This is a genomic window from Hydrogenophaga flava NBRC 102514 (assembly GCF_001571145.1).
In the GTDB taxonomy this organism is placed as follows: Bacteria; Pseudomonadota; Gammaproteobacteria; order Burkholderiales; family Burkholderiaceae_C; genus Hydrogenophaga; species Hydrogenophaga flava.
The window spans coordinates 74,652-96,277 of record NZ_BCTF01000020.1 but is presented as its reverse complement, the minus strand read 5'-3'; the positions used below and the strand labels follow the sequence as shown (position 1 = coordinate 96,277).

18 protein-coding genes and 1 tRNA gene are annotated in these 21,626 nt (G+C 64.1%); 12 read left to right on the top strand and 7 right to left on the bottom strand.

What is annotated here, in order from left to right; translation table 11 throughout:
• Positions 1-4: 4 nt before the first annotated feature.
• Positions 5-394 (bottom strand): DUF6573 family protein, encoded by a 390-nt coding sequence (locus HFL01S_RS17475; RefSeq protein ID WP_066260912.1) that lies wholly within the window; start codon positions 392-394, stop codon positions 5-7.
• A gap of 894 nt (positions 395-1,288) precedes the next feature.
• On the opposite strand from HFL01S_RS17475, the gene HFL01S_RS17470 reads away from it, so the two are divergent.
• Positions 1,289-2,074: a hypothetical protein gene (locus tag HFL01S_RS17470; RefSeq protein WP_066260910.1), complete on the top strand. Its 786-nt coding sequence runs from the start codon at positions 1,289-1,291 to the stop codon at positions 2,072-2,074.
• A gap of 102 nt (positions 2,075-2,176) precedes the next feature.
• Here the strand turns inward: HFL01S_RS17470 and HFL01S_RS17465 are convergent, their stop codons facing one another.
• The 4 genes from HFL01S_RS17465 to HFL01S_RS17450 all read right to left on the bottom strand — a co-directional run bounded on the left by HFL01S_RS17465 (position 2,177) and on the right by HFL01S_RS17450 (position 5,421).
• Entirely contained in the window at positions 2,177-3,793 is a 1,617-nt protein-coding gene (locus HFL01S_RS17465; protein ID WP_157538933.1) for a site-specific integrase, read from the bottom strand.
• A gap of 104 nt (positions 3,794-3,897) precedes the next feature.
• Positions 3,898-3,987 (bottom strand) — tRNA-Ser (locus HFL01S_RS17460).
• Positions 3,988-4,026: 39 nt separating this feature from the next.
• Positions 4,027-4,944: an SPFH domain-containing protein gene (locus HFL01S_RS17455; protein ID WP_066260906.1), complete on the bottom strand. Its 918-nt coding sequence runs from the start codon at positions 4,942-4,944 to the stop codon at positions 4,027-4,029.
• Positions 4,945-4,995: 51 nt separating this feature from the next.
• A complete protein-coding gene (locus HFL01S_RS17450) occupies positions 4,996-5,421 on the bottom strand; it encodes an NfeD family protein (RefSeq protein ID WP_066260905.1) in 426 nt (141 codons plus the stop codon).
• Positions 5,422-5,579: 158 nt separating this feature from the next.
• Between HFL01S_RS17450 and HFL01S_RS17445 the strand changes: the two genes are divergently transcribed.
• Both HFL01S_RS17445 and HFL01S_RS17440 read left to right on the top strand, forming a co-directional pair.
• Positions 5,580-7,874, top strand: a complete 2,295-nt coding sequence (locus tag HFL01S_RS17445; protein ID WP_066260904.1) for an arginine/lysine/ornithine decarboxylase — start codon at positions 5,580-5,582, stop codon at positions 7,872-7,874.
• A 29-nt stretch (positions 7,875-7,903) separates the two neighbouring features.
• On the top strand, positions 7,904-8,122 hold the full coding sequence (locus HFL01S_RS17440; RefSeq protein WP_066260903.1) for an HP1242/YdcH family protein: 219 nt from the start codon (positions 7,904-7,906) through the stop codon (positions 8,120-8,122).
• A gap of 9 nt (positions 8,123-8,131) precedes the next feature.
• On the opposite strand, the gene HFL01S_RS17435 is transcribed toward HFL01S_RS17440, so the two are convergent.
• Together HFL01S_RS17435 and fabI are read right to left on the bottom strand one after the other, a co-directional pair.
• Positions 8,132-8,998: a DNA ligase gene (locus HFL01S_RS17435; protein ID WP_066260951.1), complete on the bottom strand. Its 867-nt coding sequence runs from the start codon at positions 8,996-8,998 to the stop codon at positions 8,132-8,134.
• A gap of 26 nt (positions 8,999-9,024) precedes the next feature.
• Entirely contained in the window at positions 9,025-9,822 is a 798-nt protein-coding gene (gene fabI / locus HFL01S_RS17430) for an enoyl-ACP reductase FabI (protein ID WP_066260902.1), read from the bottom strand.
• Between the two features lie 38 nt (positions 9,823-9,860).
• Here fabI and HFL01S_RS17425 point away from each other — a divergent pair, with 38 nt between their 5' ends.
• The 9 genes from HFL01S_RS17425 (at position 9,861) to infB (ending at position 21,620) form a co-directional block, all read left to right on the top strand.
• Entirely contained in the window at positions 9,861-11,705 is a 1,845-nt protein-coding gene (locus HFL01S_RS17425; protein WP_066260900.1) for an extracellular solute-binding protein, read from the top strand.
• A gap of 1 nt (position 11,706) precedes the next feature.
• Entirely contained in the window at positions 11,707-12,732 is a 1,026-nt protein-coding gene (locus HFL01S_RS17420; protein WP_066260898.1) for a microcin C ABC transporter permease YejB, read from the top strand.
• On the top strand, positions 12,732-13,766 hold the full coding sequence (locus HFL01S_RS17415; RefSeq protein ID WP_066260896.1) for an ABC transporter permease: 1,035 nt from the start codon (positions 12,732-12,734) through the stop codon (positions 13,764-13,766). Before HFL01S_RS17420 ends, HFL01S_RS17415 begins: the two co-directional genes overlap by 1 nt.
• On the top strand, positions 13,763-15,358 hold the full coding sequence (locus tag HFL01S_RS17410; RefSeq protein WP_066260894.1) for an ABC transporter ATP-binding protein: 1,596 nt from the start codon (positions 13,763-13,765) through the stop codon (positions 15,356-15,358). The genes HFL01S_RS17415 and HFL01S_RS17410 overlap by 4 nt, the downstream gene beginning before the upstream one ends.
• 74 nt (positions 15,359-15,432) lie before the next feature.
• Entirely contained in the window at positions 15,433-16,212 is a 780-nt protein-coding gene (locus HFL01S_RS17405) for a DUF2189 domain-containing protein (RefSeq protein ID WP_066260950.1), read from the top strand.
• 20 nt (positions 16,213-16,232) lie between these two features.
• Entirely contained in the window at positions 16,233-16,454 is a 222-nt protein-coding gene (locus HFL01S_RS17400) for a DUF2788 domain-containing protein (protein ID WP_066159673.1), read from the top strand.
• A 155-nt stretch (positions 16,455-16,609) separates the two neighbouring features.
• The gene (gene rimP / locus HFL01S_RS17395; protein ID WP_066260892.1) at positions 16,610-17,185 is read left to right on the top strand and encodes a ribosome maturation factor RimP; all 576 of its coding nucleotides are present in this window, start codon (positions 16,610-16,612) and stop codon (positions 17,183-17,185) included.
• A gap of 47 nt (positions 17,186-17,232) precedes the next feature.
• Positions 17,233-18,732 carry a transcription termination factor NusA gene (gene nusA, locus HFL01S_RS17390; protein ID WP_066260891.1) on the top strand — a complete coding sequence of 500 codons (1,500 nt, stop codon included), beginning with the start codon at positions 17,233-17,235 and terminating at the stop codon, positions 18,730-18,732.
• Positions 18,733-18,764: 32 nt separating this feature from the next.
• A complete protein-coding gene (gene infB / locus HFL01S_RS17385) occupies positions 18,765-21,620 on the top strand; it encodes a translation initiation factor IF-2 (RefSeq protein WP_066260890.1) in 2,856 nt (951 codons plus the stop codon).
• Positions 21,621-21,626: the final 6 nt, after the last annotated feature.

Here is a 21,626-nt window from a genome sequence, read left to right as displayed (position 1 = left end):
AGCCTCAGTCTTGTCCGGGCAACAGAACCGTGATCACCGGTTCCATTCCATCGCCCGGACCGATGTGCAGTTGCAGTGTTGTGAGCCGAGGGCGGCAGCCGCGCCCACCGCGCGGCACGCGGTAGAGCTGAAAGCTGATCCGGTCGCCATGGGCTCGCCGCGCCGCTACGAATGCCATCCACAAAACGTCCCAAAGCCTGCCTGCTTCGTCCTGCAAGACCTGCCGCTTGCTGTCTTCCTCTGTCCATGTCACGCAGTCGTTCCAGACCTCGGCAGTCAATGCCACCGGGACCTTGAACCCCGCTTCGCGTGCCATATTCGTGGCGTCGATGAGGATGCCGTCCGCAATCGCGTCGGCACGGGTGTAGCTGTGAATGGTTGGCAAAGTGTCCATGTCTTGGGTTCCTGGTTGGATTGATGGTCAGCTCGGCGGTCCTGGTAAGCCGGATTCCAAGATTCCGAGCCTGTGCGTCCGGCCCCTGGAGCCTTCGCACGCGCCCGGAACCACGGTGAAAGCCGTCTTTCCTGAGTTCGTCGCCTGCAAACGTGCACAGCTGGGTGCCCGGGGTTGGCCATCGGTGAATACAAAGCCGCAGCCCATAGGGACCGGGTGCCGTTTCAGCAGGGGCGTGCCGTTGGCTCTTCCCCGGACACTCGGCTACGGTTGCCAGCGGGCGACAAAGCAGGATCGACGCCGCGTCGAGGTTCCCGGGTGGTGCGCAGCGCAGTCGGCGCGGACTGGCGGCAGCCAGTCCGCGCGGGAATCTGGGGGCCGCGTGGCTACAAAGTCGCACACGTGGGGCAAGGCGTTCAGCCGAAGCCCATGAGCGCACGCCCGGCCCACCGGGCAAGCGAATGCGGGGGTGCCGCAAGACAAAGTCCGACAGGTTGCAAACCGTCGTCGAGACTTAGACGGTCCCAAGACCGTCGGTGGCGCAGTGGGGGGCATAGCCCCGCGCCCCAAGCCGCAGGCGCGGGAAACGGGGGCACGTCAGGCAACGCAATGACCAAAGCCGGCGCAGCGTCCAGCGAAGACGGGTGCCCCCGTTTCCCGCGCCTGGAGGCTCCCGCTGTGCGGGCGCTGGAAGACGTGGGGCGCCGGTACTCCTGGGGCACGGGGTGGCGTCCAGACACCCCGAGAGAACGGCCGGTCGTCCAGATCGGGAAAAGTGAACGGTGCCCGGTTGCCGCAGGACAACCTGTTCGCAGCCCCCGTTCGTCCCGGATGGAACAGCGGGACGAACGGGCGGTTCATCGCTAGACGAAGAAACCCCAAAGGAGATTCTTCGTGAAAAACAGCGATGGGCGGCGGGTAGCCGCCGACAACGAGGTCCGCATCTTGCGGGCGCTTCACCGTTTTGGGTGGTTGCGCACACGCGACCTCGCTGTGCTGGTGTGGAGCACATGGGCTCGGCACCCGAAAGGCGAACTCACCTTCGCCCAGGTGGAGCCGACTGCAAGTCAACTGCGGATGGCACAACGAACACTGCGTCGGATGCTGGAGCAGCGCATGGTCCTTCGTGCGACCGCGCCAGACGGTGCCCAGATTTACGCCGTGGCAGAGCCAGGCGCTCGGCGTCTGCAGGATGTCGGGCTGCCCGCCGCATCCGGCAAGGACCTTGTGCGTTCGTTCAGCGCGAGCTACTACCGACATCGCTGCATCGCGAATGCCATCGCCGTAGGCAGCATCGTTCAGGGTTACAGAGTTTCGACCGAGCGCGAGATCTCGCGCGGTGCGTGGGCGGGCGGTGAGAACGGGCTGGCGGGCAAGAAGCCGGATGTCCTCTTGCGCTCGGGTAGCGCGTGGACGTGGGTGGAGGTGGAGCGTAGCCGCCGCAACGCCAAGGACTACGCGGCCTTGCTCAACTGGTTGGACTGGGCTCGTTCGCGGCTTGGTCGGGAGCTGGCAGTTGGTGCCGTGCTTGAGCGAGTGGTTTTCGTGTGCACCGAAGCATTCGAACGGCGGCTGCGCACCGACCTGGCCGGCCGCGGCTGGAACGCCCAAGACGCCCAAAGGCTGATTGCGTATAAAACTGGTGCCTATTCTTTTCAGAACATCAGTTTTGGCAATTGAGGAAGGCACGGACCTGGCTGGCACCGGCCCGACACCATGATTCACCACCCCAAAAAAACTGGGTGGAAACCCGACGGTTGCAGCCAGCCCCGTCGGGTTTTTTTACTTGGGCCACTGCGCGTAGCTCAATGGGGTGGGCACTCCCTCGAAATGGAAGGCGGCCATGGCTGCAAACAGCGGTTCCAGCGGGTATTCGTCGTTGCCGTACGAACGCGCCTCGCTGGCGCTTGTGTGCCCGGTCAGCGCATCGTGTACATCTTCCGAAATACCGAGCTCGCGACAGCGGTGCTTGAACAGGTGTCGGAACGAGTGGAACACTTTGCGCCTGTCCAGGATCTTCAGCTCGTCACGCAGGAACTTCCCGAACGCCTTGCCGAAGCTAGAGCTGCGCCGCTGGTACTTGTCGGGGGTCAGTGTCGGAAAGAGATACCCGCCCTGGTCAGGGAGCGACTCAGCATAGGCGAGAAGGCCAGCATCCAGCAGGCGTTGATGGATTGGCACCCGCCGCCTTGAACTCTCATTCTTGACCGCGCTGTCCTCCCCCTCGTCGGTAATATGAAAGAAATGGCCCAGGGTCGGGTGGCGACGGATCTCCCTCACACGCAACTGCGCGATTTCTTCGATGCGCGCTCCGGTGTAGAGGCCGATCAACGGCAGCCAGAACTCCGCCGGGCCAAACTTGCGGCCCGCTACCGCGCCACGCTGAAACACCGTGGCCCCGAAGATGATGCCCAGCTCATCCGAGGTAAAGCCAGCGCGAGGCTTCTTGGTTGTCTTGGGCATGGCGACCAACACGCCCGCTGTCGGGTCAGACGGTAGAAATTCATCGTGTACCGCGACCCGAAAGATGGTCCGCAGGATCGAGATCTTCTTGTCTACGGTCTTGCTGGTCTGCTGCTCGGCCAGCAAGTGGTCGCGGAAGTCGATGACCTGCCGCTTGCCTACCTCCGCTGGCTGCATGCCCTTGGTAAATGTCTCGAACGCTTTGAGGATGCGTTGAAACTCGTCCGATGTCTTGGGCCGGCGGACGGTCGCGTTGCGCCATTTCTCGAAGAGCTGATCCCAGGTGAACTGCGCCAGAGCAGGTCGTGCGATCGGTCTGGGCAGAAGACTGGATGACGGAGCAAGTACCTCGGGCTCGACCAACTCGCCCTCGTCGCGAAGCGCGATGCTCTGAATGGTCTTGGTGTACCCTTGCAAGAATGCCAGTGACAGTCTGCGGTAGTCCCGGTCGGAGAGACGCAGCTCATAGCCCTGGGACCGAAGGAATACCTTCAGCAGTCCTTCGATGAGGGACGTGTCACCCGTGCGGTTGGCCTGGCGCAGCGCTGCAAGCTGCTGCTCAAGATGCTCTTGACGCAGTTCATAGTCCACCTCGCCAAACGGACTAGTGCGCAAGTCGGTGTCGCTATCAAGTGAGTCGCGCAAGAAGGAGGCTTTCAGCTTGGCGATGAACTCATCGTCGATGTTGGTCACGACGGTGAGCGGCTCAGTGTTCTGGACGGCTGACTTCCTGCGCTCGTCAAACTCGCGATCCAGACGCAGGGACTCGATCTGGACACGCTGCCACGCGACCTGACGGTCGCGCGTGCGAAGAGAAAACTTGATTTCAGCGCCCGGGTAGCAAGCGACCAGATCGACGGGGACTTTGGCTCTAAAGTAAAAGGTGTCGCCGCGCTTGTGCAAGCGAGGATGTCGGTACATCTCGTCGTCTTTCATGGAAGACAGTCTAGCGCCGGTGTACCAGGCTGGTGTACCACTCAGAAACGAAAAAGCCCTTGAATCAAAACTATCCGTTTGGATTCAAGGGCTTACGTCATTTTTGGCGGAGAGGGCGGGATTCGAACCCGCGGTGGGGATTAGCCCACACACGCTTTCCAGGCGTGCGACTTAAACCGCTCATCCACCTCTCCGCGAAGCCTGCGATTGTAGCAGGCCGCTGAGCGCGTTTTTCACTCCTTGGCCTTGGTGGTGCCGATCATCTTCATGGCCGAGCCGATGAGGGCCGAGACCTCGCTCATGTTGCCTGGGACGATGAGGGTGGTGGTCGCATCGGCAGCCACCTTCCCGTAGGCGTCCACCGCACGCTCGGCCACCTTGAGCTGGACGGCCTGCTCGCCGCCAGGTTGCCGGATGGCGGTGGCGATGCGCTCGATGGCCTGGGCCGTGGCGTCGGCCACCGCCGTGATCGCGGCGGCTTCACCCTGGGCCTGGTTGATGGCAGCCTGCTTTTCGCCCTCGGAGCGGGCAATGAAGGCTTCGCGTTCACCGGTGGCGATGTTGATCTGCTCCTGCCGGCGACCCTCGGAGGCGGCAATCAGGGCGCGCTTTTCGCGCTCGGCCGTGATCTGCTGCTGCATGGCGTGCAGGATCTCCTTGGGCGGCGTTAGGTCCTTGATCTCGTAGCGCAGCACCTTGACGCCCCAGTTCAGCGCCGCTTCGTCAATCGCCTGCACCACTTGCGCGTTGATGATGTCGCGCTCCTCGAAGGTCTTGTCCAGTTCCAGTTTGCCGATCACCGAGCGCAGAGAGGTCTGGGCCAGTTGGGTCACTGCCACGATGTAGTTGGACGAGCCGTAGCTGGCGCGCATCGGGTCGGTCACCTGAAAGTACAGGATGCCATCGACCTGCAGCTGGGTGTTGTCCCGCGTGATGCAGACCTGGCTGGGCACATCCAGCGGGATCTCCTTGAGGCTGTGCTTGTAGGCCACCTTGTCGATGAAGGGCACGAGAAAGTTGAGCCCTGGCGCCAGCGATGCGTGGTATTTGCCCAAGCGTTCGACCACCCATGCATTCTGCTGGGGCACGACCTTGACCGCCCGGATGATGAAGATCGCCGCGACGATGAAAAGAAACAGTGCGATTTCCATGTTGATGTCCCTGTGCAGTTGAAAATTTGCTTGACGGAGTTTGTTGACGGATCAGGCCTTCTCGACCTTGAGCCGGTTGCCCACCAGTTCCGTGACCCTGTAGTTGCCCGTCTCCGCCACCTGGCCTTGTTCAAGCACAGCGGTCCACTGTGCACCCCGGTAGCGCACGCTGGCAGTGCCATCGGGATGCCAGTTGTCCACGTGCAGCGTTTCTCCGATGTCCAGGTTCACGCTGCGCAGGGACCGGACCGATGGATCGCCTTTGCGCTTGCGGCGTTGCAGGTGCCCGATGACCACGGCGGCCGCCCCGACCAGGGCTGCAGCCACCAACTGACCGGAGAAAGAGAGTCCCAGGTGGGCGGCGAGCGCGCCGGCTACCAGCCCGACCGCCAGCATGAGGAGGTAGAACGTACCGGTGAAAAGCTCGAGCGCCACCAGCGCCGCAGCTATCAGCCACCACATGGTCGACTCGTCCATTGAACATCCTCCGCGGTATGCGCCACACCTTGTCTGGCAAGCGCCACATTCTGCGTCAAAAGCCTCTCGCAAGAGGCGCAGCGTCATGTGATTTCCGTACACTTGCCCGCTTCCTGCCCTTCCCACCCGCCCCGGCTCGCACCGGCTGGAGATACGCGATGAAATTCCGCTTTCCCATCGTCATCATCGACGAGGATTTCCGTTCCGAAAACACGTCTGGCCTGGGCATCCGTGCCCTGGCCCAGGCCATTGAAAGCGAAGGCTTCGAAGTGGTGGGTGTGACGAGCTACGGAGACCTTTCACAGTTTGCGCAGCAGCAGTCGCGCGCCAGCGCCTTCATCCTGTCCATCGACGACGAGGAGTTCACCCCGGGGCCCGATCTGGACCCTGCGGTGCTGAACCTGCGCAACTTCATCGAGGAAGTGCGCCGCAAGAACGCAGAGGTGCCGATCTATGTGCACGGCGAGACCAAGACCAGCCGCCACCTGCCCAACGACGTGCTGCGCGAGCTGCACGGCTTCATCCACATGTTCGAGGACACGCCGGAGTTCGTGGCGCGCCACATCATCCGCGAGGCCAAGAGCTACCTCGAAGGCATCCAGCCGCCGTTTTTCAAGGCCCTGCTGGACTATGCGGAAGATGGTTCGTATTCGTGGCACTGCCCCGGCCACTCGGGTGGCGTTGCGTTCCTCAAGAGCCCGGTGGGCCAGATGTACCACCAGTTCTACGGTGAAAACATGCTGCGCGCCGACGTGTGCAACGCCGTGGAGGAGCTCGGCCAGCTGCTGGACCACAACGGCGCCATTGGTGCCAGCGAGCGCAACGCCGCGCGCATCTTCAACGCCGACCACTGCTACTTTGTGACCAACGGCACGTCAACGTCGAACAAGATGGTCTGGCACCACACGGTGGCGCCTGGCGACGTGGTGGTGGTGGACCGCAATTGCCACAAGTCCATCCTGCACTCGATCATCATGACGGGTGCGATTCCCGTGTTCCTCAAACCCACGCGCAACCATTACGGCATCATCGGCCCGATCCCGCAGGCCGAGTTCGAGATCGATGCCATCAAGGCCAAGATCCGCGCCAATCCGCTGCTGGCCGGTGTGGACGCCGACAAGGTCAAGCCGCGCATCCTGACGCTGACGCAGTCCACCTACGACGGTGTGCTCTACAACACCGAGACCATCAAGAACCTGCTTGACGGCTGGGTGGACAACCTCCACTTTGACGAGGCCTGGCTGCCGCACGCAGCCTTCCACCCTTTCTACGGCAGCTTCCACGCCATGGGCAAGAAGCGTGCGCGGCCGCAGCATTCGGTGGTGTATGCCACGCAGTCCATCCACAAGCTGCTGGCCGGCATCAGCCAGGCCAGCCATGTGCTGGTGCAGGATTCCCAGAGCACCAAGCTCGACCGCCACCTCTTCAACGAGGCCTACCTGATGCACACCAGCACCAGCCCGCAGTACAGCATCATCGCCAGCTGCGACGTGGCCGCTGCGATGATGGAACCGCCGGGTGGCACGGCGCTGGTGGAAGAAAGCATTGCCGAGGCGCTGGACTTCAGGCGTGCCATGCGCAAGGTGGAAGCCGAGTTTGGACAGGACGACTGGTGGTTCCAGGTCTGGGGGCCGGACAACCTGGTGGACGAGGGCATTGGCCGCGCCAGCGACTGGGTGCTCAAGCGCACCGATGCCGACGGGGTTCAGCCCTCGGACGGTGAAGAAGCCTGGCACGGCTTCGGCGACATGGCACCGGGCTTCAACATGCTGGACCCGATCAAGGCCACCATCGTGACGCCGGGCCTGAACCTCAAAGGCGACTTTGCCGCCACCGGCATCCCGGCGTCCATCGTCACCAAGTTCCTGGCGGAACACGGCGTGGTGGTGGAGAAGACCGGGCTGTACTCGTTCTTCATCATGTTCACCATCGGGATCACCAAGGGCCGCTGGAACACGCTGCTGACGGCGCTGCAGCAGTTCAAGGACGACTACGCCAAGAACCACCCGATGTGGCGGATCATGCCGGAGTTCTGCGCCAAGCAGCCGCGCTACGAGCAGATGGGTCTGCGCGACTTGTGCCAGCACGTGCATGCGCTGTACGCCAAGTACGACATCGCGCGTCTGACCACCGACATGTACCTGAGCGATCACACGCCGGCCATGAAGCCCAGCGACGCGTTCGCACACATTGCCCACCGCACCACGCAGCGCGTGCCGATCGACGATCTCGAAGGGCGCATCACCACCAGTCTGGTGACGCCGTACCCGCCGGGCATTCCGCTGCTCATCCCGGGCGAGGTGTTCAACAAGAAGATCGTGGACTACCTCAAGTTCAACCGCGAGTTTGCCCGTGAATGCCCGGGCTTCGAGACCGATATTCACGGCCTCGTTCAGGAGATCGGGCTCGACGGTGTGGTCAGCTACTTTGCGGACTGCGTGAAGGCGGGGTAAGCTGGCGCCCCGACACCAGAGGAGCGCCGATGTTTCCTGAATACCGCGATCTGATCACACGCCTCAAGGGCCACGATCACCACTTCACCCGGCTGTTCGACAAGCACAACGAGCTGGACCAGCAGATCAGCAACAAGGAAGCCCACATCGAACCGGGCACGCAGCTGGAGATTGAGCGGCTCAAGAAGGAGAAGCTCGCCCTCAAGGACCAGATCTACGCACACCTGCGCCAGGTGTCCGGCGCCTGACGGCCAGCGTCAGCGGGCGGGTGGCCGGTAGTCTGGTCGCTCGCGCAGGAAGCTGGCGAACCGCGGCAGCCCGCTGTCGTGCAGCCCACGGTGGCGGTAGGTGATCCAGCTGCCTATGGCCGGCGGTTGTTCGCGCTGCGCGTCTGAGAAACCTGTGCCCAGCCGGAAGCGCTGGCCGTCGGGTGTCTCGACCCACATCGCGCCCATCCGCCCGGCGTGTCGCCCTTTGCCGGGTACGTAGGACAGTACGCGTGCTTCGGCATCGTCAAACGGCTTGAGCTTGACCAGGTCGTCGCCCCGCACCGCGCGGTAAGGCGAATCACCCCGGTGCAGCATCAGTCCTTCGGCACCCGCCTGTACGTCGGCCTTCAGCCGGCGCTGAAGCGTGCCGTGGTCGGTGATTTTTTCCTGGGGCACCGCCACCACCCACGGCAGATCAAGCTGGCGCACCAGCGCCTGGTAGGCCACCAGCCGCTCATCGAACAGGCCCGCATGGGCGGGCAGATCGAACACCATGAAGCGGATGCGGCGCCAGGCCTCATCGCTGGCTTGCAACTGGCGCACGGTGCCGCTGACTTCCTCGAAACGGCCGCGCCCGGCCCACAGCTCGCCATCCATGGGCATGGGTGACCAGCCCTTCGTGAACCAGGCGGGTGGCGACAGCGGCTCACCGCCCCGGGTCCACAGGCGCTGCCCGTCCCAGTAGCCACGCACGCCGTCGTACTTTTCGCTGACCCAGTACGCCGACAGATCCAGGCCCGGCCGGTACTTGCCCGCCAGCATGAGGGCCGGTGGCGCGTCGGAGGCCAGCGATGCCAAAGGGCACAAAAAAACACCGGCGATGGCAGCGAGAACGCTGCGTCGACCGGTGCTCATGGTGGTCATCTCGAAGAAAAAGGCGGTCAGGAGACCGATTCGCTGTCCTTGCTGATGCCGGCGGTCTGGCTGAAACCGCAGTCCACATAGGTGATTTCGGACGTCACGCCGGAGGCTAGGTCCGACAGCAGGAAGGCAGCCACATTGCCGACGTCCTCGATCGTGACGTTGCGGCGCAACGGGGAGGCCGCTGCCACGTATCCCAGCAGCTTGCCGAAGTCCTTGATGCCACTGGCGGCCAGGGTCTTGATCGGGCCGGCGCTGATGCCGTTGACCCGCGTGCCGCGCGGCCCCAGCGATTCCGCCAGATAGCGCACGCTGGCTTCCAGGCTGGCCTTGGCCAGGCCCATGGTGTTGTAGTTGGGGATGGTGCGCAGCGCCCCCAGGTAGCTCAGCGTCAGCAGCGCTGCATTGGCATTGAGGTAGGGCAGGGCGGCCTTGGCCATGGCCGGGAAGCTGTAGGCGCTGATGTCGTGCGCGATGCGGAAGTTCTCGCGCGTCAGGCCGTCGAGGAAGTCACCGGCAATCGCCTCGCGCGGGGCGAAACCGATGCTGTGAACGAAACCATCGAACTTGGGCCAAGTCTGCGACAGGTCGGCAAACAGCTTCTCGATCTGGGCGTCGTCGCCGACGTCGCAGTCGAAGATCAGCTTCGAGTTGAAATCGGCCGCAAATTCGGTGATGCGGTCCTTGAAGCGTTCGCCCACGTAGCTGAAGGCCAGTTCGGCCCCTTGCGCATGACAGGCCTTGGCAATGCCGTAGGCGATGGACCGGTTGGACAGCACGCCCGTGATCAGCAGTTTCTTGCCGGCGAGAAAACCCATTGTTCAGACTCCAGAAAAATTTCCCGCAGAATTGTCGCATGCAAGCCCATCGAGCCTTTTCCCTCCGCCTGTGGCGCCTTCTGGCGGCCGTCGGCGTTGCGATGGCTTCACTGCCGGCCTTGGCCGCACACGGCTATGCGCTCTGGGGGGAGTTGCGGTATCCACCCGGCTTCACGCACTTCGCCTACGTGAATCCCGATGCGCCCAAAGGCGGTGAGCTGCGCCTGGTCAGCAACCTGCGGGTCTCCACCTTCGACAAGTACAACCCCTTCACCCTGCGCGGCAACGCGCCGGCCTACCTGTCGAACCTGATGTTCGACAGCCTGCTGGCGGGCGCGCTGGACGAAACCGGCTCGGCCTACGGCCTGCTGGCCTCGGACGTGTCGCTGGCGCCCGACCGGCTGTCGGTGACTTTTCGAATCCGGCCGGAGGCGAAGTTCCACAACGGACAGCCGGTGCTGGCCGCCGACGTGAAACACAGCTACGAGACGCTGATCGGCCCCCACACCTCGCCGGCCTACAAGACGATTCTGGAAGATGTGGCCGGCGTCGATGTGGTCGACGACCGCACGGTGCGCTACCGCTTCAAAAAATTCAACCGCGAACTGCCGCTGACGGTAGGCGGCCTGCCGGTGTTCAGCCGCGCCTGGGGCGACGAGAAAGACCCCAAGACCGGCCAGCGCAAGAGCTTCGACCAGGTGGTGATGGACATCCCCATCGGCAGCGGGCCCTACAAGATCGGGCCGGTGCGCTTCGGCAAGGACATCACCTACGTGCGCGATCCGGCCTACTGGGCGAAGGACCTGCCGGTGCGCCGCGGCACGGCCAACTTCGACCGCATCACTGTCAAGATCTACAGGGACAACACCGCGCGTCTCGAGGCGCTCAAGGCCGGCGAGTTCGACCTGATGCGCTTTTTCTCGGCCGGCGACTGGGCGCGGCGCGTCAATGGCAAGCGCTTCGACAGCGGCGAACTGGTCAAGGCCGAGTTCGTGCACAAACAGCCCACCGGTTTCCAGAGCTATGTGCTCAATACCCGCCGCCCACCTCTGGACGACATTCGCGTGCGGCAGGCTCTGGGCCTGGCGCTGGACTACGAGTGGATGAACCGGCAGATGTTCTACGGCGCCTACCAGCGGGTGCAGGGCCTGTTCGGCAACACCGATTGCGCGGCCGAGGGAATGCCGTCGCCGGCCGAGCTCGCCCTGCTGTCGCCGTGGCGTACCCAATTGCCGCCGGCCGTCTTCGGCCCGGCCTACCGTTCGCCGCGCACCGATGGCGATGACTCCTTGCGCGGCAACCTTCGCAAGGCACAGACCCTGTTGCGCGAGGCTGGCTGGACGGTGAAAGACGGAGCGCTGCGCAATCCGAAGGGCGAGGCCATGGTGCTGGAGTACCTGGACAGCCAGGAAACGGGTGCGCGCGTGGTCACGCCTTGGTCGCGCAACCTCGCCAAGCTGGGCGTCCAGCTGAGCTTCCGACCGGTCGACTTCGCGCTCTATCAGCAGCGCCTGCGCACGTTCAACTTCGACATCACGTCGATCGCCTACGGCGGTACGCACAACCCCGGTCCGGAATACGCCGACCTGTTCGGCAGCAAGGCCGCCGATACCGAGGACTCGGGCAACATGGCGGGCGTAAAAAGCCGGGTGGTCGACGACCTGATTGGCCGCATGGTCGGCGCCGACACCCACCCCGAGTTCCTGGCCGCCTGCCGTTCGCTGGAGCGTGTGATCACGCACAGTCACTACCTGGTGCCGCAGTGGTCTTCCAGCACGCACCGCATGGTCTACAACGCCTGGCGCCTCGCCCGGCCGGAGGCCATGCCGCCTTACGCCACGGGCGAGGACTGGGCGATCGACACCTGGTGGGCGAAACCCTGATATGTGGTCCTACATCCTCAAGCGCCTGTTGTTGATGATCCCGACGCTGTTCGGGGTGCTGCTGCTGACTTTCGTGGTGATCCAGTTCGTGCCGGGTGGGCCGGTGGAGCAGTACCTCGCGGAAGCGCGTGCCGGGGCCGGCACGGGTGCGGAAGGCGGCTCGGTCTACCGTGGCGCGCAGGGCGTGGACCCGCAACGGCTGGAGCAGATCAAGGCCCTCTACGGCTTTGACAAACCGGCGCACGAGCGCTTCTTCCAGATGCTGGGCCAGTTCGCGCGCTTTGACCTGGGCACCAGCTTCTTCCAGAACAAGGCGGTGTCGCAGCTGATCATTGAAAAGCTGCCCGTGTCGATCAGCCTCGGGCTCTGGACCTTTCTCATCAGCTACCTGGTGGCGGTGCCGCTGGGCGTTGCCAAGGCGGTGCGCGCCGGTTCGCGCTTCGACCTGGTGACCACCTTGCTGGTGCTGGTGGGGTATGCGATTCCGGGCTTCGTGCTCGGCGTCGCGCTGCTGGTGATCTTCGGCGGGCAGCTGCAGTGGTTTCCGCTGCGCGGCCTGACCTCGTCGAACTGGGAAGAGCTGAGCTGGGGAGCGCGCATCTTCGACTACCTCTGGCACATCACGTTGCCGGTGACAGCCATGGTGCTCGGCAGCTTCGCGGTCACAGCCATGCTGACGAAGAACTCGTTCCTCGAAGAGATCCGCAAGCAGTACGTGATGACGGCCCGCGCCAAGGGGCTGAGCGAGCGGCAGGTGCTGTGGAAGCACGTGTTCCGCAATGCCCTGATCCCCATCGTGACCGGCTTTCCGGCGGCCTTCGTCGGCGCCTTCTTCACCGGCGCGCTGCTGATCGAAACCCAGTTCTCGCTGGATGGGCTGGGCCTGCTCGGCTACGAGAGCGTGATACGGCGAGACTACCCCGTGGTCATGGGCACGCTGTTCCTGTTCACCCTGATCGGTCTGATCACCAAGCTGGTGTCCGATCTCTGCTACGTGTGGGTCGACCCGCGCGTGAAGTTCGACTGATGGCCGCCGCCTCGCTGTCCCCCTCCCGCCGCGCCTGGCAGCGCTTCAAGCGCAACCGCCTGGGCTACTGGAGCCTGGTGCTGTTCTGCACCCTGGTGGTGCTGAGCCTGTTCGCCGAGCTGATCTCCAACGACCGCCCGCTGGTCGTGCGCTACGAGGGCAAGACCTATTTCCCGATAGTCCAGGACCCGCCAGAAACCGCCTTCGGCGGCGATTTCGAATCCGACACGGACTACCTTGACCCCTTCATCCGCGAGCGCATCACGCAAGGGGACAACTGGGCGGTCTACGCGCCCAACCCCTACGGCCCCAAGACGCTGAACTACTTCGCGAAAGAGCCCAACCCGTCCCGCCCGACCGCCGAGAACTGGCTGGGCACCGACGACCGCGGGCGCGACCTGCTGGCGCAGCTGATCTACGGCTTTCGCGTGAGCGTGCTGTTCGCTCTCGCGCTGACCGTCATCGGCACCCTGCTGGGCATCCTCACCGGGGCAATCCAGGGCTTCTTCGGCGGGCGGACCGACCTGGCCTTCCAGCGCTTCATCGAGATCTGGTCTTCCATGCCCGAGCTGTACCTGCTGATCATCTTCTCGGCCGTGCTGTCGCCGAGCATCGGTCTGCTGCTGGTGCTGCTGAGCCTGTTTGGCTGGATGGGGCTGTCCGACTACGTGCGCGCCGAGTTCCTGCGCAACCGGCAGATGGACTACGTGCGCGCGGCGCGCGCCATGGGGCTGTCCAACGGGCAGATCATCTGGCGCCATGTGCTGCCCAACAGCCTGACGCCGGTGGTCACCTTCCTGCCGTTCCGCATGAGCGCGGCCATCCTGGCGCTGACCTCGCTGGACTTCCTGGGCCTGGGCGTGCCGCCGGGAACGCCGTCGCTCGGTGAACTGCTGAGCCAGGGCAAGAACAACATCGACGCGTGGTGGATCTCGCTCTCGACCTTCGGCGTGCTGGTCATCACGCTGCTGCTGCTGACCTTCATGGGCGACGCGCTGCGGGACGCGCTGGACCCTCGAAAGGCCCACCGATGACGCCGCTGCTGGAGGTCAAGGGCCTGAGCGTCTCGTTCGGTGGCCAGGAGGTGGTGCACGGCATCGACTTCTCGCTCGCGGCCGGCGAGAAGCTCGCGCTGGTGGGCGAGTCGGGCTCCGGCAAGACCGTTTCGGCGCTGTCACTGCTGCGGCTGATCCACAACGCCGAGGTGCGCGGCACGGCGAACTTCGGCGGAACCGATCTGCTTTCCCTGAACGAACACGCGCTGCGCGGCATCCGGGGCGACCGCATCGCAGTGATCTTCCAGGAGCCGATGACGGCGCTCAACCCGCTCTATAGCGTGGGCGAGCAGATCGTCGAGGTGCTCCAGCTCAAGAAGGGCCTCACCCCCGCGCAGGCCCGGGCCGGCGCCATCGAACTGCTGGCCTCGACCGGCATCCCGGAGCCCGCCCGCCGCGCCGGGGCGTTTCCCCACCAGCTCAGCGGTGGCCAGCGCCAGCGCGCCATGATCGCCATGGCGCTGGCGGCGCAGCCGCAGTTGCTGATCGCCGACGAGCCGACCACCGCCCTGGACGTCACCGTGCGGGCCCAGATCCTGGCCCTGCTGTCGGATCTGCAGCGCCAGCACGGTATGGCGGTGCTGCTGATCACCCACGACCTGAACCTGGTGCGGCACTTCGCCGACCGGGTGGCCGTGATGGAAAAGGGACATCTCGTGGAGCAGGGCAGTGTGCAGTCGGTGTACGCGGCGCCGCAGCACGCCTACACCCGCCGCCTGCTGGCCAGCGAGGCGAGACGGGATGTTGCAGAGCCCCCTGCGGATGCTCCAGCGGTGATGCAGGCGCAGGGTTTGCGCGTGAGCTACCCGGTGCCGCTGCCGGGGATCCGGGGCTGGTTCCGGCACGGCAGTTTCGTCGCGCTGAAGGGGGCTGATTTTGCGATTCCGGCCGGCGGCACACTCGGGGTGGTCGGTGAATCCGGATCGGGCAAATCCACCCTGGCGCTGGCGGCGCTGGGCCTGCTGCCACACGGCGGCGACCTGCAGGTCGGCGACATCAGCTGGGCGCAGGCGCGCCAGACCGGGGCCGAAAAAGCGCTTCGCCGCCAGGTCCAGGTGGTGTTTCAGGACCCGTTTTCTTCGCTGTCCCCGCGCATGACGGTGGAGCAGATCGTCGGTGAAGGGCTCAGTGTTCACGAGCCAGGGTTGGATGCCATACAGCGCCGCGAACGGGTGAGGGCGGCGCTGGCCGACGTCGGGCTGGTACCCGAACCCAGTCAGGCCGACGACTGGCTGCAGCGCTATCCGCATGAGTTCTCCGGCGGACAGCGCCAGCGCCTGGCCATCGCCCGCGCGCTGATCGTCGAGCCGCGGCTGCTGGTGCTGGACGAGCCCACCAGTGCGCTGGACGTGACGGTCCAGCAACAGGTGCTGGCGCTTCTGCAGCGCCTGCAGCGAGAGCGCGGCCTGAGCTATCTGCTGATCACCCACGACATTGCGGTGATCCGGGCCATGGCGCACGAGGTGCTGGTGCTCAAGGATGGTGTCGTGATGGAGCGCGGCACTGTCAAGCAGGTCCTCCGTGCGCCGAACAACGCCTACACACAGGCGCTTGTCAGCGCCGCGTCCTGAGCTTCCAGTAGGATCGGTTGCGGCGCAATCGCGCCTTGTCGAACGCACCCGACCACGTCCAACCGCTGCTTTTCATGACCCAAGCCTCCAAGCCCGCGACGATACGGACCATGCCCGTGGACATGATTTCGCCGACCCGCTGGATCGAGCGCGGCTGGGAAGACCTTCGGGCCAATCCGTTGCCGGGCCTTCTGCACGGGCTGGCTCTGGCTCTTTTTGGCTGGCTGCTGCTCTGGCTGGCGCGTGACCGCTTCTGGCTGCTGGCCGGTGCGTTTTCGGGTTTCCTCATCGTGGCACCGGTGCTGGCCACAGGGCTCTATCACATCAGCCGAGAACGCGCGGCGGGTCGCCAGGCCGGACTGCGTGATGTCTTCGCGCTGTGGAGGTCCTTCGATGGCCGTCTGGTCCGTTTCGGCGTATTGCTGGGCCTGGCCGGAACAGGTTGGGTGATGGCTTCGGCCGGTCTGATCACGCTCTTGTCGCCCACCCCCATCCTCAAGCCGGTGGACTTCTTCCGCCATGTGGTGCTGGTCAAGGAGGTCGGCCTGTTCGAAGCCTGGCTCGTGCTGGGCTCTTTGCTTGCGGCGCCTGTTTTTGCATCCAGTGTCGTTGCCATTCCCATGCTGATCGACAAGAGCGTGCCCGTGAGCATGGCGGTGACGGCCAGCTGGCGTGCGGTGGCCGACTACCCTGGGCCACTGGTCTGGTGGGCCGTGCTGATCACGATGCTGGTTGGTCTGGGCATGGTCACCGCACTGGTGGGTCTGGTGGTGGTGATCCCGCTGATTGCCCACGCGAGCTGGCACGCCTACCGCGACCTCACGGCCACCCCATCGCCGGCTTCGGCTCACTGAGCCTGGACCATCTCGCAGTCATGGAAAACACGATATTTGGTCTGACCGAGGGTCAGATCGCCCAGTTCGGCCTGACCTTCGGGGTCGGGGCCTTCATTCTCTACATGCTGTTCATCGTGTTGAATCTGGCCCTTGAATCCAAGGCTGGTAAATTCGGCACTTTCATCATCTTTCTGGTGCTCTCTCTGGGCATGATGGGTTTCATGGCCAAAAACGTCATTCAGTGGGTGCTCGGCATCTGACGCATTCCTGGTCGGCGCTATTGCAAGAAAGGTGCCGCACGGAGTACAATGCTGGCTTCACGACCAAATGGGCGGGTTACTACCGGCCCATTTTTTTTGTCCAAACGCTTTTCCGGAATCTCGATTCCATTCACCACAAGACTGCAACACACCCGATGAGCTGGCAAGAAACCATTGCGCAAACCGTGACCGGACTGGGTTTTGACCTGGTGGATCTGGAGCGTTCGGCTGGTGGCTTGCTCCGGGTGACGATCGACCTGCCATGGCAGGCTCCGCAGCCTGGTGAACCCGCAGGTCCCGAGCAGTTCGTGACCGTGGAAGATTGCGAGACGGTCACCCGGCAGCTTCAGTACCTGCTGGAGGTAGAGGGTCTGGACTACCGGCGCCTCGAAGTGGGCTCTCCCGGCATCGACCGGCCGCTGCGGCATGAGGCCGACTACCAACGGTTTCAAGGTCAGGTCGTTGACCTCACGCTCAAGGCGCCCATCGGTGCCACCGGCGGCGTGGTGGCCGCCAACAGGAAAAAGTTTCGCGGCACGCTGGAGCGGGCCGCCGACGGGGTGATGTGGCAGGTGGTCTGGAGTGACGAGCCGCCCGTCAAGCCGGGGCAGCGCGTGAGCAAGAAGCGCGAGCCCGCACCTCTTCAGGCACTGACGTTTGCGCTGGACGATGTCCAGCAGGCCAAGTTGGCGCCCATCGTGAATTTCAAGGGACGGCGTACCGGCTCCTGAGTTTTTTGTGATTTGAGATAAGAGATACGGAAAGGTAGGCGACTGATATGAATCGCGAAATGTTGATGCTGATCGATGCCATCTCGCGCGAGAAGAACGTCGAACGCGACGTCGTGCTTGGTGCGGTTGAGCAGGCGCTGGCCTCGGCGACCAAAAAACTCTACAAGGGTGAGGTCGACATCCGTGTCGCGATGGATCCGGATACCGGTGCCTACGAAACCTTCCGCCGCTGGCTGGTGGTGCCCGATTCGGCAGGTCTGCAGAACCCGGATGCCGAGGAGCTGCTGAGCGATGCCCGTGACGATATTCCGGACATCGAAGAGGGCGACTACATCGAGAAGCCGGTGGACAGCGTGCCGATCGGCCGCATCGGCGCCATGGCCGCCAAGCAGGTGATCCTGCAGAAGATCCGCGACGCCGAGCGCGAAATGCTGCTCAACGACTTCATGAGCCGCGGCGACAAGATCTTTGTCGGCACCGTCAAGCGCATGGACAAGGGCGACCTGATCGTCGAGAGCGGGCGCGTCGAAGGCCGCCTCAAGCGCGGCGAGATGATCCCTAAGGAAAACTTCCGCACCGGCGACCGCGTGCGCGCCATGATCATGGAGGTCGACCTGACCCTGCGTGGCGCACCCATCCTGCTGTCGCGTTCCGCTCCGTCGTTCATGATCGAGCTGTTCCGGCAAGAAGTGCCGGAGATCGAGCAAGGCCTGCTGGAGATCAAGACCTGCGCCCGCGACCCCGGTTCGCGCGCCAAGATCGCCGTGCTGTCGCACGACAAGCGCATCGACCCCATCGGCACCTGCGTCGGCGTGCGCGGCTCGCGCGTCAACGGCGTGACCAACGAACTCGCCGGCGAGCGTGTCGACATCGTGCTCTGGTCCGAAGATCCCGCGCAGTTTGTGATCGGTGCCCTTGCGCCGGCCAACGTCGTGTCCATCGTGGTGGACGAAGAGCGCCACGCCATGGACGTGGTGGTGGATGAGGAGAACCTCGCGATTGCCATCGGCCGCGGTGGCCAGAACGTCCGTCTCGCGTCCGAGCTGACCGGCTGGCGCATCAACATCATGACCGCCGACGAGTCGGCACAAAAACAGGCCGAAGAGGCCGACGGCATCCGCAAGCTGTTCATGGCCAAGCTGGACGTGGACCAGGAGATCGCCGACATCCTGATCGAAGAAGGCTTCACCAGCCTGGAAGAGGTGGCCTATGTCCCTCTGCAGGAGATGCTGGAGATCGAGTCCTTCGACGAGGACACCGTCAACGAGCTGCGCGCGCGCGCCAAGGACGCGCTGCTGACGATGGAAATCGCCCGCGAAGAAAGTGTGGAAGAAGTGTCGCAGGATCTTCGGGACCTGGAGGGGATGACTCCCGAACTGGTCGCCAAGCTGGCCGATGGCGGCGTGCACACCCGCGACGAACTGGCCGATCTGGCCACCGACGAACTCACCGACATGACCGGCCAGACGCCCGAAGAGGCGACCAACCTGATCATGCGCGCCCGCGCTCACTGGTTCTCCGGTGAGGAGACGCCTGCGTCCAACTGACCCGTGCAGGCACGAGCGGAGAACAAACACCTATGACCAGTACCACCGTTGCCGAATTGGCCGCTGAGCTGAACAAGCCCACCACCACCCTGCTGGAGCAGCTGTCTGCTGCCGGGGTGCCTAAAACCGCAGGGACCGATGTGGTCACCGAGACCGACAAGCAGAAGCTGCTGGGCCACCTCAAGGCCAGTCACGGTACCGCCGGAGCCGAGCGCAAGAAGATCACGCTGGTGAAGAAGTCCACCACGGAGATCAAGCAGGCCGACGCCACAGGGCGTGCCCGCACCATCCAGGTCGAAGTGCGAAAGAAGCGCACCTTCGTCAAGCGCGACGACGAGGTGGTGGTTCCTGATGCACCGGTGGAGGCCGTTGAGCCCGTCGCACCAGTGGTGGATCCGGCCGAACTGGCGCGTCGCGAGGAAGAAGCGAGCCGTCAGGCCGAGCTGCTGCGGCGCCAGGAAGAAGAACTGCTGATCAAGCGCCAACAGCGCGAAGCCGAAGAAGCCCGCCAGGCGGAGCTCGCGCGCCAGGCCGCCGAGGCCGAAGAGGCTGCTGCCCAAGCGCGGCAGCAGGCGGCGGCGAAATCCGCCGCTTCTGTCGACTCTGCCAAGGAAGAGGCCGCCAAGGAGGACCAGCGCCGAGCCGCTGTCGCCGCCGAGCGTGAAGCCGCAGCCAAGGCGGAGGCCGACAAGCAGGCTGAAGCCCGCAAAGCGGAAGAGTCCCGAGCACAGGATCTGCTGGAGCGTCGCCGCAAGGCAGAGGCCGAGGCTGCCAACATCCGCGCGATGATGGCAGCGCCGGCCAAGACCCTGGTGGCCAAGAAGCCTGAACCAACACCGGATCCCAAGGCCATCAAGGGCACTCTGCACAAGCCTGCTGGTACGCCTGCCGCCAAGACGGCTGCCGGTGCGCCGGCTGCGCCCGGCTCGGGCGGCAAGAAAGAGGTCAAATCCGAGAACCTGTCGTCGACCTGGAAGGACGACGCAGCGAAGAAGAAAGAGATCAAGACCCGTGGTGACACCAGCGCCGGTCGTTCCAACTGGCGCAGCGGCCCCAAGGGCGGTGGTCGCCGTGGTGATCGCGACAGCCGTGACAACTCACAGAGCAGCTTCGTTGCCCCGACGGAAGCCAAGGTCATCGAGGTGCACGTGCCGGAAACCATCACGGTGGCCGAACTCGCGCACAAGATGAGTCTGAAGTCGTCCGAGGTCATCAAGCAGCTGATGAAGCTGGGCCAGATGGTCACCATCAACCAGCCGCTGGACCAGGACACCGCCATGATCGTGGTGGAAGAACTGGGTCACACCGCGGTGGTGGCGGCGCTGGACGATCCGGAGGCCTTCACCGATGAGGAAGCGGGCCAGCACCAGGCAGAGCTGCTGCCACGCGCACCGGTGGTCACCGTCATGGGCCACGTGGACCATGGCAAGACCTCGCTGCTGGACTACATCCGCCGTGCCAAGGTGGCCGCGGGCGAAGCCGGTGGCATCACGCAGCACATCGGTGCTTACCACGTGGAAACGCCGCGTGGCATGGTGTCCTTCCTCGACACCCCGGGCCACGAGGCGTTCACCGCCATGCGTGCCCGCGGCGCCCAGGCCACCGACATCGTCATTCTGGTGTGTGCGGCCGACGACGGCGTGATGCCGCAGACCAAGGAAGCCATCAAGCATGCGAAGGCGGCTGGGGTGCCCATGGTCGTCGCCTTGACCAAGATCGACAAGCCGGGCATCAACCTCGAGCGTGTGCGCTCCGAGCTGGTGGCCGAAGAGGTGGTGCCCGAAGAGTTCGGTGGCGACGTGCCTTTCGTGGGCGTCTCCGCCAAGACTGGTGAAGGCATTGACGCCCTGCTGGAGCAGGTGCTGCTGCAGGCCGAAGTGCTGGAGCTCAAGGCTCCGGTGGATGCCATGGCCAAGGGCCTGGTGATCGAAGCCCGTCTGGATAAGGGCCGCGGCTCCGTTGCGACCGTTCTGGTCCAGAGCGGCACGCTCAAGACCGGCGACGTGGTGCTGGTGGGTCAGACGTCTGGTCGCGTGCGCGCCATGCTGGACGAAAACGGCAAGCCCATCAAGGAAGCTGGGCCCTCCATTCCGGTGGAAATCCAGGGTCTGTCCGAAGTGCCTCAAGCCGGCGATGACTTCATGGTGATGACCGACGAGCGCCGTGCGCGCGAAATCGCCACCTACCGTGCCGGCAAGTTCCGCAACACCAAGCTGGCCAAGCAGCAGGCTGCCAAGCTGGAGAACATGTTCTCTGACATGTCGGCTGGCGAAGTCAAGGTGCTGCCGATCATCATCAAGGCCGATGTGCAGGGTTCTCAGGAAGCGCTGGGCGCCTCGCTGCTCAAGCTCTCGACCGACGAGGTCAAGGTCCAGCTGGTGTTCTCCGGCGTGGGCGGCATCAGCGAGTCCGATGTCAACCTGGCGATTGCGTCCAAGGCCATCATCATTGGCTTCAACGTGCGCGCCGACGTGGGTGCACGCAAGCTGGCTGAAGGCAACGATGTCGACCTGCGCTACTACAACATCATCTACGACGCGGTCGATGAGTTGAAGGCCGCCATGTCGGGCATGCTGGCACCGGAGAAGCGCGAAGAGGTCATCGGCTCCGCCGAGATCCGCACCGTGTTCGTGGCCACCAAGATCGGCACGATTGCAGGTTGTATGGTCACGTCCGGCATGGTCACCCGCAACGCGCATTTCCGCCTGCTGCGCGACAACGTGGTGGTCTACACCGGCGAGATAGACACGCTCAAGCGCCTCAAGGACGACGTGCGCGAAGTCAAGGAAGGCTTCGAGTGCGGTATCAAGCTCAAGAACTACAGCGACATCAAGGAAGGTGACCAGCTGGAGTTCTTCGAGGTCAAGGAAGTGGCCCGTACGCTGTAAGGATCG